Origin of the sequence: Saccharothrix lopnurensis (assembly GCF_042658445.1) — a bacterium.
Classification (GTDB): Bacteria; Actinomycetota; Actinomycetes; order Mycobacteriales; family Pseudonocardiaceae; genus Actinosynnema; species Actinosynnema lopnurensis.
This window is the reverse complement of the sequence record NZ_JBHSQO010000025.1, coordinates 41,166-55,543: the sequence shown is the minus strand read 5'-3', so window position 1 is coordinate 55,543 and position 14,378 is coordinate 41,166. Positions and strand designations below refer to the sequence as shown.

Here is a 14,378-nt window from a genome sequence, read left to right as displayed (position 1 = left end):
TGTGGAACTCACCCGTTCTGGGTGTTCGACACGGTGGTCCTGAACGTTCGACACGGTGGTCCCGAGCGTTCGACTCGCGGTCAGGCGCGGGAGCGGTAGTCGCGCAGGAGGCCCCGGCTGATGATGGTCTTCTGGATCTCGCTGGTGCCCTCGCCGATCAGCAGGAAGGGCGCCTCGCGCATCAGGCGCTCGATCTCGTACTCCTTGGAGTAGCCGTAGCCGCCGTGGATGCGGAACGCCTCCTGCGTCACCTCGACGCAGTACTCCGAGGCGATGAGCTTGGCCATGCCCGCCTCGACGTCGTTGCGCGCGCCCGAGTCCTTCAGGCGCGCCGCGTTGACCATCATCAGGTGGGCGGCCTCCACCTTGGTCGCCATCTCGGCCAGCTTGAACGCGATGGCCTGGTGCTCGGCGATGGGCTTGCCGAAGGTCCGGCGCTGCTGCGCGTACTCGATGGCCAGCTCGAAGGACCGCAGCGCGATGCCGCACGCCCGTGCCGCCACGTTGACCCGGCCCACCTCGACACCGTCCATCATGTGCCCGAACCCGTGACCGGTCTCGCCGCCCAGCACCTGTCCGACCGGGACGCGGAAGCCGGCGAAGACCATCTCGGTCGTGTCGACGCCCTTGTAGCCCATCTTGTCGATCTTGCCGGGGATGGTCAGGCCCGGCGCGACCTCGCCGTAGCCCTCGGGCTTGTCCACCAGGATCGCGGTCAGGTTCCGGTGCGGCTTGTCCGAGCCCTCGTCGGTGCGCACCAGCACGGCGGTCAGGTTGGACGTGCCGCCGTTGGTCAGCCACATCTTCTGGCCGTCGACGACGAGGTCGTCACCGTCGCGGACGGCCCTCGTGCGGATCGCGGCCACGTCGGAGCCCAGCTCCGGTTCGGACATCGAGAACGAGCCGCGCACCTCGCCGGTCGCCATCCGCGGCAGGTACGCCCGCTTCTGCTCGGGCGTGCCGTGCTGCTTGAGCATGTGCGCGACGATGAAGTGCGTGTTGATCACCCCGGAGACCGACATCCAGCCGCGCGCGATCTGCTCGACCACCAGGGCGTAGGTGAGCAGCGACTCGCCGAGCCCGCCGAACTCCTCGGGGATGGTGAGCCCGAACAGGCCCATCTCCTTCATGCCCTCGACGATGTCGGCGGGGTAGGTGTCGTCGTGCTCCAGCGCCCGGGCGTGCGGGATGATCTCCTTGTCCACGAAGGTGCGGACCGTCGACAGGATCTCCTCCTGGACGTCGGTCAGTCCTGCGGTCCGGGCCAGGCGCGCCATCGCGGTTCCCTTCGTCGCTCCCGTGGGTTACCGGCGAGTATGGCCGGGTGGGCGGTCGGGCGCGCCCCGGAAGTGCTCCGCGCCACCCGCTGAACCGAAACAGCGGTTAACCTGTGCCTCGCCGTCCCACCAGGGGGTTCGAATGTCCCAGCCGCCGCCCTACCAGCACCCCGAGCAGCAGCAGCAGCCGGGTCAGCAGCCGTACCCCGGGTACCCGGCGTACGAGCAGGCGGGGTACGAGCAGGCGGGGTACCCACAGCCCGACCACGGGCAGGCGGGGTACGGGCAGGCGGGCTACGGGCAGCACCCCGGGTACGGGCAGCACCTCCAGCCGCGCGGCACCAACGGGATGGCGATCGCCGCGCTGATCTGCCTGTTCCTGTTCGCCCCGGCGTCCATCCCGCTCGGCGTCGTCGCGCGCAAGCAGATCCGGCGGACCGGCGAGGAGGGGTGGGGCATGGCCACCGCGAGCATGGTCATCGGCATCGTGCTGACCGCGCTCGGCGTGCTGGCGTTCGTCCTGCTGATCGTGATGTCGGTGCTGCTGGTCAACGAGCTGCCGCAGCCGCGCTAGGCGCCGATCTCCAGCGCCCCGCCGCAGTGGCGGCACTCGTCGAAGAACACGTGGACGTCCCGGGAGCACCGCGGGCAGGTCCGGAAGCTGCGCTCCAGCAGGTCGTCGGCGGGTCGGCGCCGGAACAACCGCCTGCGCCGGGCTCGATGTCGTGACACGCCCACCACCATGCCCACGGCCCGGGGCTTGATCGCCAATCGGGGACGGGATCTGTGGGGAGGCTCACCGGCGGGGTCACCGGACCGTGAGCACCCCGTCACCGCTCGAAGGTGCGGAGCCAGGCATCGAGGTGCGGGCACACGGCCCGCAGCCGCGCGATCCCCAGCTCCTCGACGGCCGCGGGCCCGTCGGAGGTCTTGAGGTACGTCGGGCAGTACGCGAGCAGCCGCTTGGAGGGAGCGGTGGCCGGTCCGTCGTTGACGAGTTCGGGACCGCCCGCGGCCGCCACATCGGCGCGCAGGCGGTCGGCGACTTCCGGTCCGTGGAGCAGCGCAAGCTCCTCGGCGGCGGCGAACACCCACGCTTCGAGCTCGTGCAGCACCAGGTGCGGCCGGAACCGGCGGTCACCGACCGCGTCGGCCAGGCAGCGCTCGACGTGCTCGACCTGACGGTAGGCGTCACCCGGCGGCCGGTCGACCATGCCGGGGCAGGTGTCGGGGAAGGCGTAGTAGTCGAAGAGGGTGGTCAGGACGTCGAGGCTGCTGTCGTTCAGCAGCAGCCGGACATCCCGTTCCACCTGCGCCCAACTCGTGATCCCGCCCCTGTGCGACGGTCCTCCGGCCGGCCGCTTGGTCTTCACCAGGGACAGGCTGGTGTGCCAACCGAGCCCTTCGAGGTGGGGACGGATGACGAGGGCGGCCACCGCTTCCTCGGTCTGCCCCTCGACCAGGAGGTGCACCCGCCGGAACCCGTTCCTCACGCGCTCCCGCCCGGCCGACCCCCGATGACGTTCTTCTCCCACAGCTCGCCGAGCGAGTACTCCTCCAGCCACCGGGCCAACCGCTTCCGGTCCGGCCGGGAGAAGGTCGAAGCGCCGTCGACCCGCTCCACGACGATCAGGTCGTCGATGTCGAACTGGTTCATCAGGGTCACCGACTGGGTGGCGATGAGCACCTGGCTGCGCGTCGACGCCTGGCGCAGCAGTCCCGCCAGCTGGACCACGGCGTAGGGGTGGAGCCCGAGTTCGGGTTCGTCCAGCACCACGAGGGCGGGGAGCCGCGGGTGCAGCAGGAGGGTCGCCAGGCACACGAACCGCAGGGTGCCGTCGGACATCTGGTCCGCGGAGAAGACGGCGTCCGAGTCTTTCGGACGCCACCGCAGCCGCAGCCGGTCCCCCTTCTCCGGGCTCAGCACGAAGTCGCGGAAGAACGGGGCGACCTGCCGGATCACACCGGTGATCCGGCGGTAGGCCGCCTGGTCGGCCCGGTCGTCGCTCTCGGCGAGCACGCGGAGCACGGCGGCGAGGTTGCCCGCGTCGCTGCGGAGCAGCAGGTTGTCCGCGGTGGGCACCATCTGCTTGACCGGAGCGTTCCTGCTGGTGTCGTGGAAGTGGTAGACCCGACAACCCCGGAGCAGCCGGGCCGCGTAGGCGGTGGTCTCGAACTCGGGGACCTGGTGGAGGCGCGTTTCGCGGTGCCCCCGACCGAGCCCGACGGTGAGTTCCCGGGCCTGGACGCTCTCCCGCTCGAAGATCAACTCATCGTTGCTCGCCGGTACGAGCACCGCTTCGTAGAGGTTCTCCGCGCCGTCCAGGCGGACGCGGACGGCCCGCGTGCCCGCACCGCTGGTGAGCAGCGCCGAAGCACCGCCGTTCAGACCCACGAAGTAACCCAGGTCCGACTCGACCAGGCGCCCCAGGAGCTCGAAGACCCGGATGAAGTTGCTCTTGCCCGCGCCGTTCGCACCGATCAGCACGTTCAACCGGCCGAGGGAGACCGCCGCCCCGCGGATCGAGGCGTAGCCCTCGACCTCGATCGACTTCAGCTCCCGGTCGGCCACGCGATCACTCTACGGCCACGGGCCGACCGGGGCTCCGGGGAACTCAGCCCTCCGGCGGCGTCCACACGTCCGTGCGCGACATGCCCGCCGCGCGCCCCTTCGACGAGATCACCAGCGCCATCTTCCGCGACGCCTCGTCGATCATCTCGTCCCCGAGCATCACGGCCCCGCGCTTCCCGCCCGCCTCCGAGGTGTAGTGCCCGTAGGCGTCGAGGATGTTCTCGGCGTGGTCGTAGTCCTCCTGCCGGGGGCTGAACACCTCGTTGGCCGCGTCGATCTGGCCGGGGTGCAGCACCCACTTGCCGTCGAAGCCCAGCGCCGCCGAGCGGCCCGCCACGCGCCGGAAGCCGTCGACGTCGCGGATCTGGAGGTACGGGCCGTCGACGGCCTGCTTGTCGTGCGCCCGCGCGGCCATCAGGATCGACATCAGGATGTGGTGGTAGGCGTCGCCCACGTCGTAGCCGGGCGGCTGCTCGCCGACGACCAGGGACTTCATGTTGATCGACGCCATGAAGTCGGCCGGCCCGAAGATGATCGTCTCCACCCGCGGCGAGGCGGTGGCGATCGCGTTGACGTTGACCAGGCCCAGCGCGTTCTCGATCTGCGCCTCGATGCCGATGCGGCCGACCTCGTAGCCCATGGTCTTCTCGATCTGCGTCAGCAGCAGGTCGAGCGCGTGCACCTGCTCCGGCGTCTGCACCTTCGGCAGCATCACGCAGTCGAGGTTCGCGCCGGCGCCCTCGACGACCTCGGTCACGTCGCGGTAGGTCCACTCGGTGGTCCAGTCGTTGACCCGGACGACCCGCGCGCGCGAACCCCAGCCGCCCTCGTTGAGCGAGGCGACGATGGTCTTGCGCGCGCCCGGCTTGGCCAGCGGCGCGCACGCGTCCTCCAGGTCGAGGAACACCTGGTCGGCGGGCAGCGTGCGGGCCTTGTCGATCATCTTCTGGCTCGACCCGGGCACGGCCAGGCACGAACGGCGGGGGCGCTGCTGGTCGACCACGGTGGGGTACCTCCTCGTACCGGCCGGTAACTCCTGTCCCGGCGAAGGGTGGCACGCACGCGGTGCGCCCGCTATTCCGTGAGTCCCGATTCACAGGTCCGTGGCAGGCTGAACCGGTGGAGATCGCACAGGTGCTGGACAACGCGCTGCGCAAGGCGGCCGCGGTGTGGGTCCGCCCCGACGGCCACGCGCCGCGGCTGGTGTGGGCGCTGTGGCGCGACGGCGCGGTGCTGGTGGCCGTCGGCGGCGCCGAGCAGACCGTGCCGGGCCTGGCCGACGGCGTGGCCTGCGCGGTCACCGTCCGCTCGCCGAGCACCCGCTCGCACCTGGTGGAGGTGGCCGCCACCGCCCGCCTGGTCGTCCCGGACGACGACACCGCCGCCGCCCTGCGCGCCGCCCGCCTCAACGCCCGGCCCGCGTGGACCGCGGTCTACCGCCTGGAGCTCGCGTGATCACCGTCCCGGACGACTTCGCCACCACCCTCGGCGAGGGGGCCCTGGCGTGGCGGGGAACGCTGCCCGACCTGGCCTCGGAGTTCTGCGACCGCTGGGGGCTGACCCCGGACGGCGGCCTGCTCAACGGCTTCGTCGGGGTCGTGCTGCCGGTCCGCCGCGCCGACGGCGAACCCGCCGCGCTCAAGCTGACCTGGCTGGACGAGGAGACCCGGCAGGAGCCGCTGGCGCTGCGGGCGTGGGACGGCGACGGGGTGGTGCGGCTGCTCGACCACGACGACGAGCGCGGCGCCCTGCTGCTGGAGCGCCTCGACCACACCCGGGACCTGGAGCGCGAGCCGCTGGCGGACGCGCTGGCCGTCACCGGCGGCCTGCTGCGCCGGCTGCGCCTGCCGGCCGGCCCGGAGTTCCGCCGCCACTCCCCCTCCGACCTGGTCGCGGAGAACGCCGCGCTGGGCGGACCGGTGCCGGCGGCGTTCGCGGCGCGGGCCACCGAGCTGGGCCGGGAGCTGGCCGCCACGGCCGGCGACACCCTGGTCAACGAGGACCTGCACTTCCAGAACGTGCTGCGCGGCGAGCGCGAGCCGTGGCTGATGATCGACCCCAAGCCGCTGGCCGGCGACCGCGAGTTCGGCGTGATCCCGTTGCTGTGGAACAGGTTCGGCGAGGACGACGTGCGGGAGCGGTTCGCCGCGCTGTGCGACCTGGGCGAGCTGGACGCCGAGCGGGCCCGCGCGTGGACCTTCTACCGGGCGGTGGACAACTGGCTGTGGAGCGCCGAGTTCCACCGGGACGACCCGGCCCTCTGCTCCGAGCACATCGCCCGCGCCCTCGCGTAGGTCCACAGTGGAACGCCCGGGTGTACTCCCGGTGGAACGCGCGGCCGAACGCGCGGTGAACGCGGCGCCGCGCCCGCGCGCCGACTAGCCTGACCACCGTGGTCGCCGTGAACCGCGTCTTCGCCGCCCAGCTCGCCGGTCTGCCCGTGTTCGGCCCCGACGGGGAGTCCATCGGCAAGGTCCGCGACCTGGTCGTCGGCCTGCGCGTGGACCGCCAGCCGCCGCGCGTGCTGGGCCTGGTGCTGGAGCTGGCGACCCGGCGGCGGATCTTCGTGCCGATGCTGCGGGTGACCTCGATCGAGCCGAACGCGGTGACGCTCGCCACCGGCTCGGTCAACCTGCGCCAGTTCCACCAGCGCACCAACGAGGTGCTGGTGGTCGGCGAGCTGCTCGACGCCCGGGTGGCGCTCGCCTCGGGCGCGACCGCGGTGCTGGTCGACGCGGCCATGGAGCCCTCCCGCACCCGCGACTGGCGGATGACGCGGGTGGCGGTGCGCGAGCGGACGGGCCGGCTGGCCCGGCGCGGCCCGGTGCAGGTGCTGCGCTGGGAGGAGCTGACCGGGCTGTCGGTGACCGAGCTGGCCGGTCAGCCGCAGGGCGCCGCGCACCTGGTGGCGGTGTTCGAGGCGATGCGCGCGGCCGACGTGGCGCTGGCGCTGCACTCGCTGCCGGCCAAGCGCCGCTACGAGGTGGCCGAGGCCCTGGACGACGAGCGGCTGGCCGACGTCATGGAGGAGATGGCCGAGGAGGACCAGAAGGACCTGCTCGCGCACCTGGACGACGAGCGCGCCGCGGACGTGCTGGAGGCGATGAACCCCGACGACGCGGCGGACCTGCTGGCCGAGCTGCCCGAGCGGGAGAAGGACCGGCTGCTGGAGCTGATGGAGCCCGCCGAGTCGGCCCCGGTGCGGCGGCTGCTGGAGTACAGCTACGACACCGCGGGCGGCCTGATGACGCCGGAGCCGGTGGTGCTCGCGCCGGACGCGACGGTGGCCGAGGCGCTGGCGCACGTGCGCAACCCTGACCTGACGCCCGCGCTGGCCAGCATGGTGTTCGTCTGCCGGCCGCCGACGGCCACGCCGACCGGCCGCTACCTGGGCTGCGTGCACATCCAGCGGCTGCTGCGGGAGCCGCCGTCCGACCTGGTGGCGGGCGTGCTGGACACCGACCTGACGACCCTGTCGCCCGCGGCGTCGCTGGGCGACGTGACCCGGTACTTCGCCACCTACAACCTGGTGTGCGGGCCGGTGGTGGACGAGACAGACCACCTGCTGGGCGCGGTGACCGTGGACGACGTGCTGGACCACCTGCTGCCGGACAACTGGCGGGAAACGGGGTTGACCCATGCCTGAGCCGCAGCCGCGCAGGCGGCTGGACCAGCCGCGCACGCCGGGCCGCCTGCGGGTGTCGCTCGACCGGGAGGCGTTCGGGCGCCTGGCCGAGCGGCTGGCCCGGTTCCTGGGCACCGGGACGTTCCTGTTCTGGCAGACGCTGATGGTGGTGCTGTGGATCTCGCTGAACCTGGCGGCGGTGTCGCTGCGCTGGGACCCGTACCCGTTCATCCTGCTCAACCTGGCGTTCTCCACGCAGGCCGCCTACGCCGCGCCGCTGATCCTGCTGGCCCAGAACCGGCAGGACGACCGGGACCGGGTGGCGCTGGAGGAGGACCGGGCACGGGCGGCGCAGACCAAGGCCGACACCGAGTACCTGGCGCGGGAGCTGGCCGCGCTGCGGCTGGCCGTCGGCGAGGTGGTGACCCGCGACTACCTGCGCGGCGAGCTGGAGCGGGTGTTCCGGGAGCGCCGCAGGCAGGTCCGGGACGACGTGCCGTCCTGACCCGTCAGGGCTCGCCGGCGAGGCGGTCGCAGGTGCGGCCGAACGCCTCCAGCTCGGCCGCGCCGAACTCCTCGGCGAAGTGGCGCACCACGCCCGCGAGGTGGGTGCCCGAGGCGATCCGCAACCGCTCCAGGCCCTGCGGGGTGAGCACCGCGACCACGCCGCGGCCGTCGCCGTCGGCGCGTTCCCGCAGCACCAGGTTCGCGCGCTCCAGGCGGTCGACCAGCCTGGTCACGCCGGAGCGGGACAGCAGCACCGCCTCGGCCAGCTCGGTCATCCGCAGGCGGTGCTGCGGCGTCTCGGCCAGCTGGACGAGGACGTCGTAGGCCGCGAGCGACAGGCGTTGCTCGGCGATCAGTTCGGCTTCCAGGACCCGAGTGAGCCGAGCATGGGCCCGGAGGAACGATCGCCACACCCCCAGCTCGGTTCGGGTGGGCAACCGGGCACTTCCGGTTTCCGGCACGAACAACAATGTTACGGAAAGCACGCAACCCGCTTCGCGCTGCCCCCGGGGCCGGGGTGACCAGCCGGTAGCTTTGGTGGTGCACGGCCGCCGTAGCATGGCGGTCCCACCACCTCCGGCAAAGGCGCGCGCAGTGACTCTTCCTACCGTTGACGACGTGCAGAAGGCGTTGGCCGGGGTCCAGGACCCGGAGATCCGGCGTCCGATCACCGAGCTGGGCATGGTGAAGGACGTCGTGGTCGGCGCCGACGGCGTCGTGGACGTGGCGATCTACCTGACCGTGTCCGGCTGCCCGCTGCGCGAGAAGATCACCGCCGACGTGACGGCGGCGGTGTCCGCGCTGGCCGGCGTGACCGGGGTGCGGGTGGAGCTGGACGTGATGAACGACGCGCAGCGCACCGAGCTGCGCAGGTCGCTGCGCGGCGGCGTCGAGGAGCCGGTGATCCCGTTCGCCCAGCCCGGGTCGCTGACCAGGGTGTACTGCGTGGCCTCGGGCAAGGGCGGCGTGGGCAAGTCGTCGGTGACGGTGAACCTGGCCGTGGCGATGGCCGCGCGGGGCCTGTCGGTGGGCGTCGTGGACGCCGACATCTACGGCCACTCGATCCCGAGGATGCTCGGCACCGCCGACCGGCCGACCCAGGTCGAGAAGATGATCATGCCGCCGCAGGCGCACGGCGTGAAGCTGATCTCGATCGGCATGTTCACCCCCGGCAACACCCCGGTGGTGTGGCGCGGCCCGATGCTGCACCGGGCGCTCCAGCAGTTCCTGGCCGACGTGTTCTGGGGCGACCTGGACGTGCTGCTGATGGACCTGCCGCCGGGCACCGGCGACGTGGCGATCTCGGTGGCGCAGCTGGTGCCCAACGCGGAGATCCTGGTCGTGACCACGCCCCAGCAGGCGGCGGCGGAGGTGGCCGAGCGGGCCGGGTCCATCGCGCTCCAGACCCGGCAGCGGGTGGCGGGCGTGATCGAGAACATGTCGTGGCTGGAGCTGCCCGACGGCACCCGGATGGACGTGTTCGGCTCGGGCGGCGGGCAGGCGGTGGCCGACTCGCTGACCCAGGCGGTGGGCGCGGAGGTGCCGCTGCTGGGCCAGGTGCCGCTGGACCCGCGGCTGCGGGAGCAGGGCGACGCGGGCACGCCGATCGTGCTGGCGCACCCGGACTCGGCGGCGGGGCGGGTGCTGTCGTCGGTGGCGGGCGCGCTGTCGACGCGGTCGCGCGGGCTGGCCGGCCGACTGCTGAACGTCTCGCCCGCCGGGCGGTAGCCGCACCGACCCCCCGAGAAGGCCCCCGGGACGCCCCGGGGGCCTTCTTCGTGCGCGGCGACCGTTGACGAACCGGAACTCATCTGCAACCTTTGAGCGCAACACTGCAAGAACTCGACAAAGACAACTCAAAAACTTCGCTACTACCTGCAACCCGCTAGCAGGTAACCGCCGCGCCTGCTGCGTCACCGCCCCCGTTGTCCCCGACGAAGAGGACACCATGAAACGAACGCAGCACCGCCGGCGGCTGATCGGCGGCCTCCTCGCGGTCGGCCTGCTGGCCCTCGGCCTCCCCGCCCCCGCCGCGTCCGGCGACCCCGTGAGCCCCGCGGGAGTGAACCCCGCAGGAGTGAACCCCTCAGGAGTGAACCCCTCAGGAGTGAACCCCTCGGGAGTGAACCCGACCGCGGTGAACCTGGCGGCAGGCAAGGCCGTCTCCGCGAGCGCCTCCCAGCCCGGCTACCCCGCCTCCCAGGGCAACGACGGCAACCCGCAGACCTACTGGGAGAGCGCCAACAACGCGTTCCCGCAGTGGCTCCAGGTCGACCTGGGCGCCGCCACGAGCGTGAACCGCGTCGTGCTGAAACTCCCCTCCGGCTGGGGCTCCCGCACCCAGACCGCGGCCGTCCGGGGCAGCGCCGACGGCACGACGTTCACCGATCTCGCCCCCGCCGCCGGCCGCGCGTTCGACCCGGGCTCGGGCAACGCCGCCACCATCGACTTCACCGCCGCCTCGACCCGCCACGTGCGGGTGCACGTCACCGGCAACACCGCCTGGCCCGCCGCGCAGGTGGCCGAGGTCGAGGTCTACGGCCCGGAGACCGGCGACACCCGGCCCCCGACCGCGCCCGGGAACCTGACCTACACCCAGAGCGGCGAGCAGATCCGGCTGAGCTGGTCCGCCGCCACCGACGACGTGGGCGTCACCGGCTACACCGTCCACCGCGACGGCTCCCCGATCGCGACGGTCGCGGGCACCACCCACACCGACACCCGGCCGACCACGGCCACCGTCTCCTACACCGTGCGGGCCCGCGACGCGGCGGGCAACGAGTCGCCCGACAGCAACCGGGTGACCCGCGTCGGCCAGGGCGGCGGCGGGCAGGACCTGGCGCGCGGCAAGCCGGTCGAGGCGTCCTCCTCCGTGCACACGTTCGTCGCGGCCAACGCCACCGACGGCAACCTCGCCACCTACTGGGAGTCCAACGGGCACCCGTCGACGCTGACCGTGAGGCTCGGCGCCAACGCCGACGTCACCTCGGTGGTCGTCAAGCTCAACCCGGACCAGTCGTGGGGCAACCGCACCCAGGCGATCGAGGTCCAGGGCCGCGAGCAGTCCGCCACCGGGTTCACCACCCTGCGGGCCCGCGCCGACTACGCCTTCGGCCCGTCGACCAACCAGAACTCGGTGACCATCCCGGTCACCGGCCGCGTCGCGGACCTGCGGCTGGCCATCGCCGGCAACACCGGCGCGCCCGGCGGGCAGGTCGCCGAGCTCCAGGTCGTCGGCACGTCCGCGCCCAACCCCGACCTGGTGGTGACCGGGCTGACCTGGGCGCCCGCGAACCCGGTGGAGACCGACGCGGTGCGGCTGTCGGCGGTCGTGCGCAACGCCGGCACCGCCGCCGCGCCCGCCACGACGGTCAACGTCAGCCTGGCCGGCGCCGTGGTGGGCACCGCGGCGGTGCCCGCGCTGGCGGCGGGCGCGTCGGCGACCGCCGTCGTGGACGCGGGCCGGCGCCCGCAGGGCAGCTACCGCGCGTCCGCCGCGGTCGACCCGACCAACGCGGTGGTGGAGCAGAACGACGACAACAACGCCTTCACCGCGGCCTCGCCGCTGGTCGTCGGCCAGGCGCCGGGCCCCGACCTGCGGGTCACCGGCATCACCTGGACCCCGCAGAACCCGGCCCCCGGGCAGGCGGTGTCCTTCACCGCCGCGGTCGGGAACCGGGGCACGTCCGCGTCCGGCGCGACCACCGTCACCCGGCTGACCGTCGGCGGGGCGACCCTCAACGCGACCACCCCGTCGATCGCGGCCGGCGCGACCGCGACGGTGGCGTTCGGCGGCACCTGGACCGCCGCGAACGGCGGCGCGACCATCACCGCGACGGCCGACGCGACCGGCGTGGTCGCCGAGACCGACGAGAACAACAACTCGCTCGGCCGGTCCATCGTGGTCGGGCGCGGCGCGGCCGTGCCGTACGTCGAGCACGAGGCCGAGCACGCCCGCTACCAGGGCACCCTGCTCACGGCCGACCCGCGGCGCACGTTCGGGCACACGAACTTCGCCACCGAGTCGTCCGGCCGCCAGTCGGTGCGGCTGTCGGCCACCGGCCACTTCGTCGAGTTCACCTCCACCGCCTCGGCCAACTCGATCGTGGTGCGCAACTCGGTGCCCGACGCGCCCGGTGGCGGTGGCGCGGACGCGAGCATCAGCCTGTACGCGGACGACGTGTTCGTGCGCAAGTTGACGCTGACGTCGAAGCACAGCTGGCTGTACGGCAACACCGACAGCCCCGAGGGCCTGACCAACACGCCGCAGGCCGACGCGCGGCGGCTGTTCGACGAGTCGCACGCGCTGCTGTCGCGCACCTACCCGTCGGGCACCCGGTTCAAGCTCCAGCGCGACGCCTCCGACACGGCCGCGTTCCACGTCATCGACCTGATCGACCTGGAGCAGGTCGCGCCGCCGTCGACGCAGCCCGCCGGCTGCACGTCGATCACCGAGTACGGCGCGGTGCCCGACGACGGCCGCGACGACACCGACGCCCTCCAGCGGGCCGTGACCGACGACCAGAACGGCGTCATCGGGTGCGTGTGGATCCCCGCCGGCCAGTGGCGGCAGGAGCGGAAGATCCTCACCGACGACCCGCTCAACCGCGGCCAGCACAACCAGGTGGGGATCAAGGACGTCACCGTCCGCGGCGCGGGCATGTGGCACTCGCAGCTGTACTCGACCACCGAGCCGCACCTCGCGCCGGGCATGATCAACCACCCGCACGAGGGCAACTTCGGCTTCGACATCGACGCCAACACCCAGATCTCCGACATCGCGATCTTCGGCTCGGGCCGCATCCGCGGCGGCGAGGGCGGCGCGGAGGGCGGCGTCGGCCTCAACGGCCGCTTCGGCCCCGGCACGAAGATCACGAACGTGTGGATCGAGCACGCCAACGTCGGCGCGTGGGTGGGGCGCGACTACAGCAACATCCCGGAGCTGTGGGGTCCGGGCGACGGGCTGGAGTTCAGCGGGATGAGGATCCGCAACACCTACGCCGACGGGATCAACTTCACCAACGGCACCCGCAACTCCAGGGTGTTCAACTCCTCGTTCCGGAACACCGGCGACGACGCCCTGGCGGTCTGGGCCAACCAGTACGTCAAGAACACCGCCGTGGACGTCGCGCACAGCAACGCGTTCGTGAACAACACGATCCAACTGCCGTGGCGGGCGAACGGCATCGCCATCTACGGCGGCTACGGCAACCGGGCCGAGAACAACCTCGTCTACGACACGATGAACTACCCGGGCATCATGCTGGCCACCGACCACGACCCGCTGCCGTTCTCCGGGCAGACCCTGCTGGCGAACAACGCCCTGCACCGCACCGGCGGCGCGTTCTGGGGCGAGCAGCAGGAGTTCGGGGCCATCACGCTGTTCGCGCAGGGCCGCGACATCCCCGGCGTGGTGATCCGGGACACCGAGATCCACGACTCGACCTACGACGGGATCCAGTTCAAGTCCGGCGGCGGTTCGGTGTCGGGGGTGGTGATCAGCAACGTGCGGATCGACCGGTCCAACCACGGGGCGGGAATCCTGGCGCACGGGGGCGCGCGGGGCAGCGCGACCCTGACCAACGTGACCATCACGAACTCGGCCACCGGTGACGTGGTGGTCGAGCCGGGGTCGCAGTTCACGATCACCCGGACGGCCTCGGCCCACCGGGGGTTCGCGGTGGGGTGACCGGCCCGCGGGCGTCGGAGCAGGGGCTCGCGGTGAGCTGACCGGCCGCGTGCGTCGAAGCAGGGGTCCTCGCCAAGGGGACCCCTGCTTTGATCTTACTCCCGGGGTCCGACAAAAACGGGGGCTCGATGTCGTCGCCGCTGGTCAGGGCCGCTGGTTGGGGCTGCCGGTTGGGGCTGCTGCTCGGGACCGCTGGTCAAGGTCGGTGCCCGGGATTCCGGTCGAAGCCGGTGGTTCGAGGTCGCCGGCCCGGGTCGACGGCCACCGGCTCGGTCACCGGTCCACGGCCACCGGCCCACGGCCACCGGCTCGGCTCAGGTCGCGTCCGGGTCGTACGGCGGCCGCTCGCCGCGCTCCAGCGGCCGCTCGGCCGGGACCTGGGGCTGCGGTCGGGGCGTCGTCGGGTAGCCGTTCGGCTTCTCGCTCGGCTCGTCGTCCCACAGGTGCTTGGTGATCGCCCGCTTCGGGTCGAAGTTCCGCAGCTCCCGCAGGTCCTCCAACGGCTTGCGCAGCTGCTCGAACTCCGGCCCCATCTCCTGCTTGAGCTGGTCGCGCGCGCCGGTCGCGTACTCGCGCACCTGGCGGATCGTCCGACCCACCCAGGCCGCCGCCGACGGCAGCCGCTCCGGGCCCAGGATGAACAGGCCCGCGACGACGATGACCAGGACCTCGACCCATCCGATGCTGTCGAACACGCGCGTGCCCCAC

At 72.4% G+C, this 14,378-nt stretch carries 14 protein-coding genes; 7 read left to right on the top strand and 7 right to left on the bottom strand.

The genetic code is table 11. The features are described from left to right. Nucleotides 1-80: 80 nt before the first annotated feature. Nucleotides 81-1,277, bottom strand: a complete 1,197-nt coding sequence (locus ACFP3R_RS23015) for an acyl-CoA dehydrogenase family protein (protein ID WP_380638445.1) — start codon at nucleotides 1,275-1,277, stop codon at nucleotides 81-83. Between the two features lie 142 nt (nucleotides 1,278-1,419). Here ACFP3R_RS23015 and ACFP3R_RS23010 point away from each other — a divergent pair, with 142 nt between their 5' ends. Beyond that, complete coding sequence (locus ACFP3R_RS23010) at nucleotides 1,420-1,851, top strand: DUF4190 domain-containing protein (RefSeq protein WP_380638444.1); 432 nt, start codon at nucleotides 1,420-1,422, stop codon at nucleotides 1,849-1,851. On the opposite strand, the gene ACFP3R_RS23005 is transcribed toward ACFP3R_RS23010, so the two are convergent. The 4 genes from ACFP3R_RS23005 to ACFP3R_RS22990 are packed head-to-tail and all read right to left on the bottom strand — an operon-like array spanning nucleotide 1,848 to nucleotide 4,852. Then, complete coding sequence (locus ACFP3R_RS23005; RefSeq protein ID WP_380638443.1) at nucleotides 1,848-2,048, bottom strand: hypothetical protein; 201 nt, start codon at nucleotides 2,046-2,048, stop codon at nucleotides 1,848-1,850. The two genes, ACFP3R_RS23010 and ACFP3R_RS23005, sit on opposite strands and share 4 nt — an antisense overlap. Nucleotides 2,049-2,107: 59 nt before the next feature. After that, nucleotides 2,108-2,770: a DUF4276 family protein gene (locus ACFP3R_RS23000; protein ID WP_380638442.1), complete on the bottom strand. Its 663-nt coding sequence runs from the start codon at nucleotides 2,768-2,770 to the stop codon at nucleotides 2,108-2,110. Beyond that, nucleotides 2,767-3,849 (bottom strand): AAA family ATPase, encoded by a 1,083-nt coding sequence (locus ACFP3R_RS22995; RefSeq protein WP_380638441.1) that lies wholly within the window; start codon nucleotides 3,847-3,849, stop codon nucleotides 2,767-2,769. The genes ACFP3R_RS23000 and ACFP3R_RS22995 overlap by 4 nt, the downstream gene beginning before the upstream one ends. A gap of 43 nt (nucleotides 3,850-3,892) precedes the next feature. Next, the gene (locus ACFP3R_RS22990) at nucleotides 3,893-4,852 is read right to left on the bottom strand and encodes an HpcH/HpaI aldolase/citrate lyase family protein (RefSeq protein ID WP_380638440.1); all 960 of its coding nucleotides are present in this window, start codon (nucleotides 4,850-4,852) and stop codon (nucleotides 3,893-3,895) included. 116 nt (nucleotides 4,853-4,968) lie between these two features. Here ACFP3R_RS22990 and ACFP3R_RS22985 point away from each other — a divergent pair, with 116 nt between their 5' ends. The 4 genes from ACFP3R_RS22985 to ACFP3R_RS22970 all read left to right on the top strand — a co-directional run bounded on the left by ACFP3R_RS22985 (nucleotide 4,969) and on the right by ACFP3R_RS22970 (nucleotide 7,979). Further along, nucleotides 4,969-5,304: a hypothetical protein gene (locus ACFP3R_RS22985; protein ID WP_380638439.1), complete on the top strand. Its 336-nt coding sequence runs from the start codon at nucleotides 4,969-4,971 to the stop codon at nucleotides 5,302-5,304. Next, nucleotides 5,301-6,143 carry an aminoglycoside phosphotransferase family protein gene (locus ACFP3R_RS22980; protein WP_380638438.1) on the top strand — a complete coding sequence of 281 codons (843 nt, stop codon included), beginning with the start codon at nucleotides 5,301-5,303 and terminating at the stop codon, nucleotides 6,141-6,143. Before ACFP3R_RS22985 ends, ACFP3R_RS22980 begins: the two co-directional genes overlap by 4 nt. Nucleotides 6,144-6,241: 98 nt before the next feature. Beyond that, nucleotides 6,242-7,495: a magnesium transporter MgtE N-terminal domain-containing protein gene (locus tag ACFP3R_RS22975; protein WP_380638437.1), complete on the top strand. Its 1,254-nt coding sequence runs from the start codon at nucleotides 6,242-6,244 to the stop codon at nucleotides 7,493-7,495. After that, nucleotides 7,488-7,979 carry a DUF1003 domain-containing protein gene (locus ACFP3R_RS22970; RefSeq protein ID WP_380638436.1) on the top strand — a complete coding sequence of 164 codons (492 nt, stop codon included), beginning with the start codon at nucleotides 7,488-7,490 and terminating at the stop codon, nucleotides 7,977-7,979. The genes ACFP3R_RS22975 and ACFP3R_RS22970 overlap by 8 nt, the downstream gene beginning before the upstream one ends. 4 nt (nucleotides 7,980-7,983) lie before the next feature. Here ACFP3R_RS22970 and ACFP3R_RS22965 read toward each other — a convergent pair whose 3' ends face one another. Continuing rightward, nucleotides 7,984-8,418, bottom strand: a complete 435-nt coding sequence (locus ACFP3R_RS22965) for a MarR family winged helix-turn-helix transcriptional regulator (protein WP_380638435.1) — start codon at nucleotides 8,416-8,418, stop codon at nucleotides 7,984-7,986. Between the two features lie 121 nt (nucleotides 8,419-8,539). Between ACFP3R_RS22965 and ACFP3R_RS22960 the strand changes: the two genes are divergently transcribed. Together ACFP3R_RS22960 and ACFP3R_RS22955 are read left to right on the top strand one after the other, a co-directional pair. Further along, nucleotides 8,540-9,709: an Mrp/NBP35 family ATP-binding protein gene (locus ACFP3R_RS22960; protein WP_380638488.1), complete on the top strand. Its 1,170-nt coding sequence runs from the start codon at nucleotides 8,540-8,542 to the stop codon at nucleotides 9,707-9,709. A 409-nt stretch (nucleotides 9,710-10,118) separates the two neighbouring features. Continuing rightward, on the top strand, nucleotides 10,119-13,670 hold the full coding sequence (locus ACFP3R_RS22955; protein ID WP_380638434.1) for a CARDB domain-containing protein: 3,552 nt from the start codon (nucleotides 10,119-10,121) through the stop codon (nucleotides 13,668-13,670). 314 nt (nucleotides 13,671-13,984) lie between these two features. Here ACFP3R_RS22955 and ACFP3R_RS22950 read toward each other — a convergent pair whose 3' ends face one another. Further along, nucleotides 13,985-14,365: a sec-independent translocase gene (locus ACFP3R_RS22950; RefSeq protein WP_380638433.1), complete on the bottom strand. Its 381-nt coding sequence runs from the start codon at nucleotides 14,363-14,365 to the stop codon at nucleotides 13,985-13,987. Nucleotides 14,366-14,378: the final 13 nt, after the last annotated feature.

Coding starts and splice junctions, on each gene's coding strand:
- ACFP3R_RS22970 (WP_380638436.1), top strand. CDS start 7,488: ATGCCTGAGCCGCAGCCGCGCAGGCGGCTGGACCAGCCGCGCACGCCG.
- ACFP3R_RS23010 (WP_380638444.1), top strand. CDS start 1,420: ATGTCCCAGCCGCCGCCCTACCAGCACCCCGAGCAGCAGCAGCAGCCG.
- ACFP3R_RS22960 (WP_380638488.1), top strand. CDS start 8,540: ATGGCGGTCCCACCACCTCCGGCAAAGGCGCGCGCAGTGACTCTTCCT.
- ACFP3R_RS23015 (WP_380638445.1), bottom strand. CDS start 1,277: ATGGCGCGCCTGGCCCGGACCGCAGGACTGACCGACGTCCAGGAGGAG.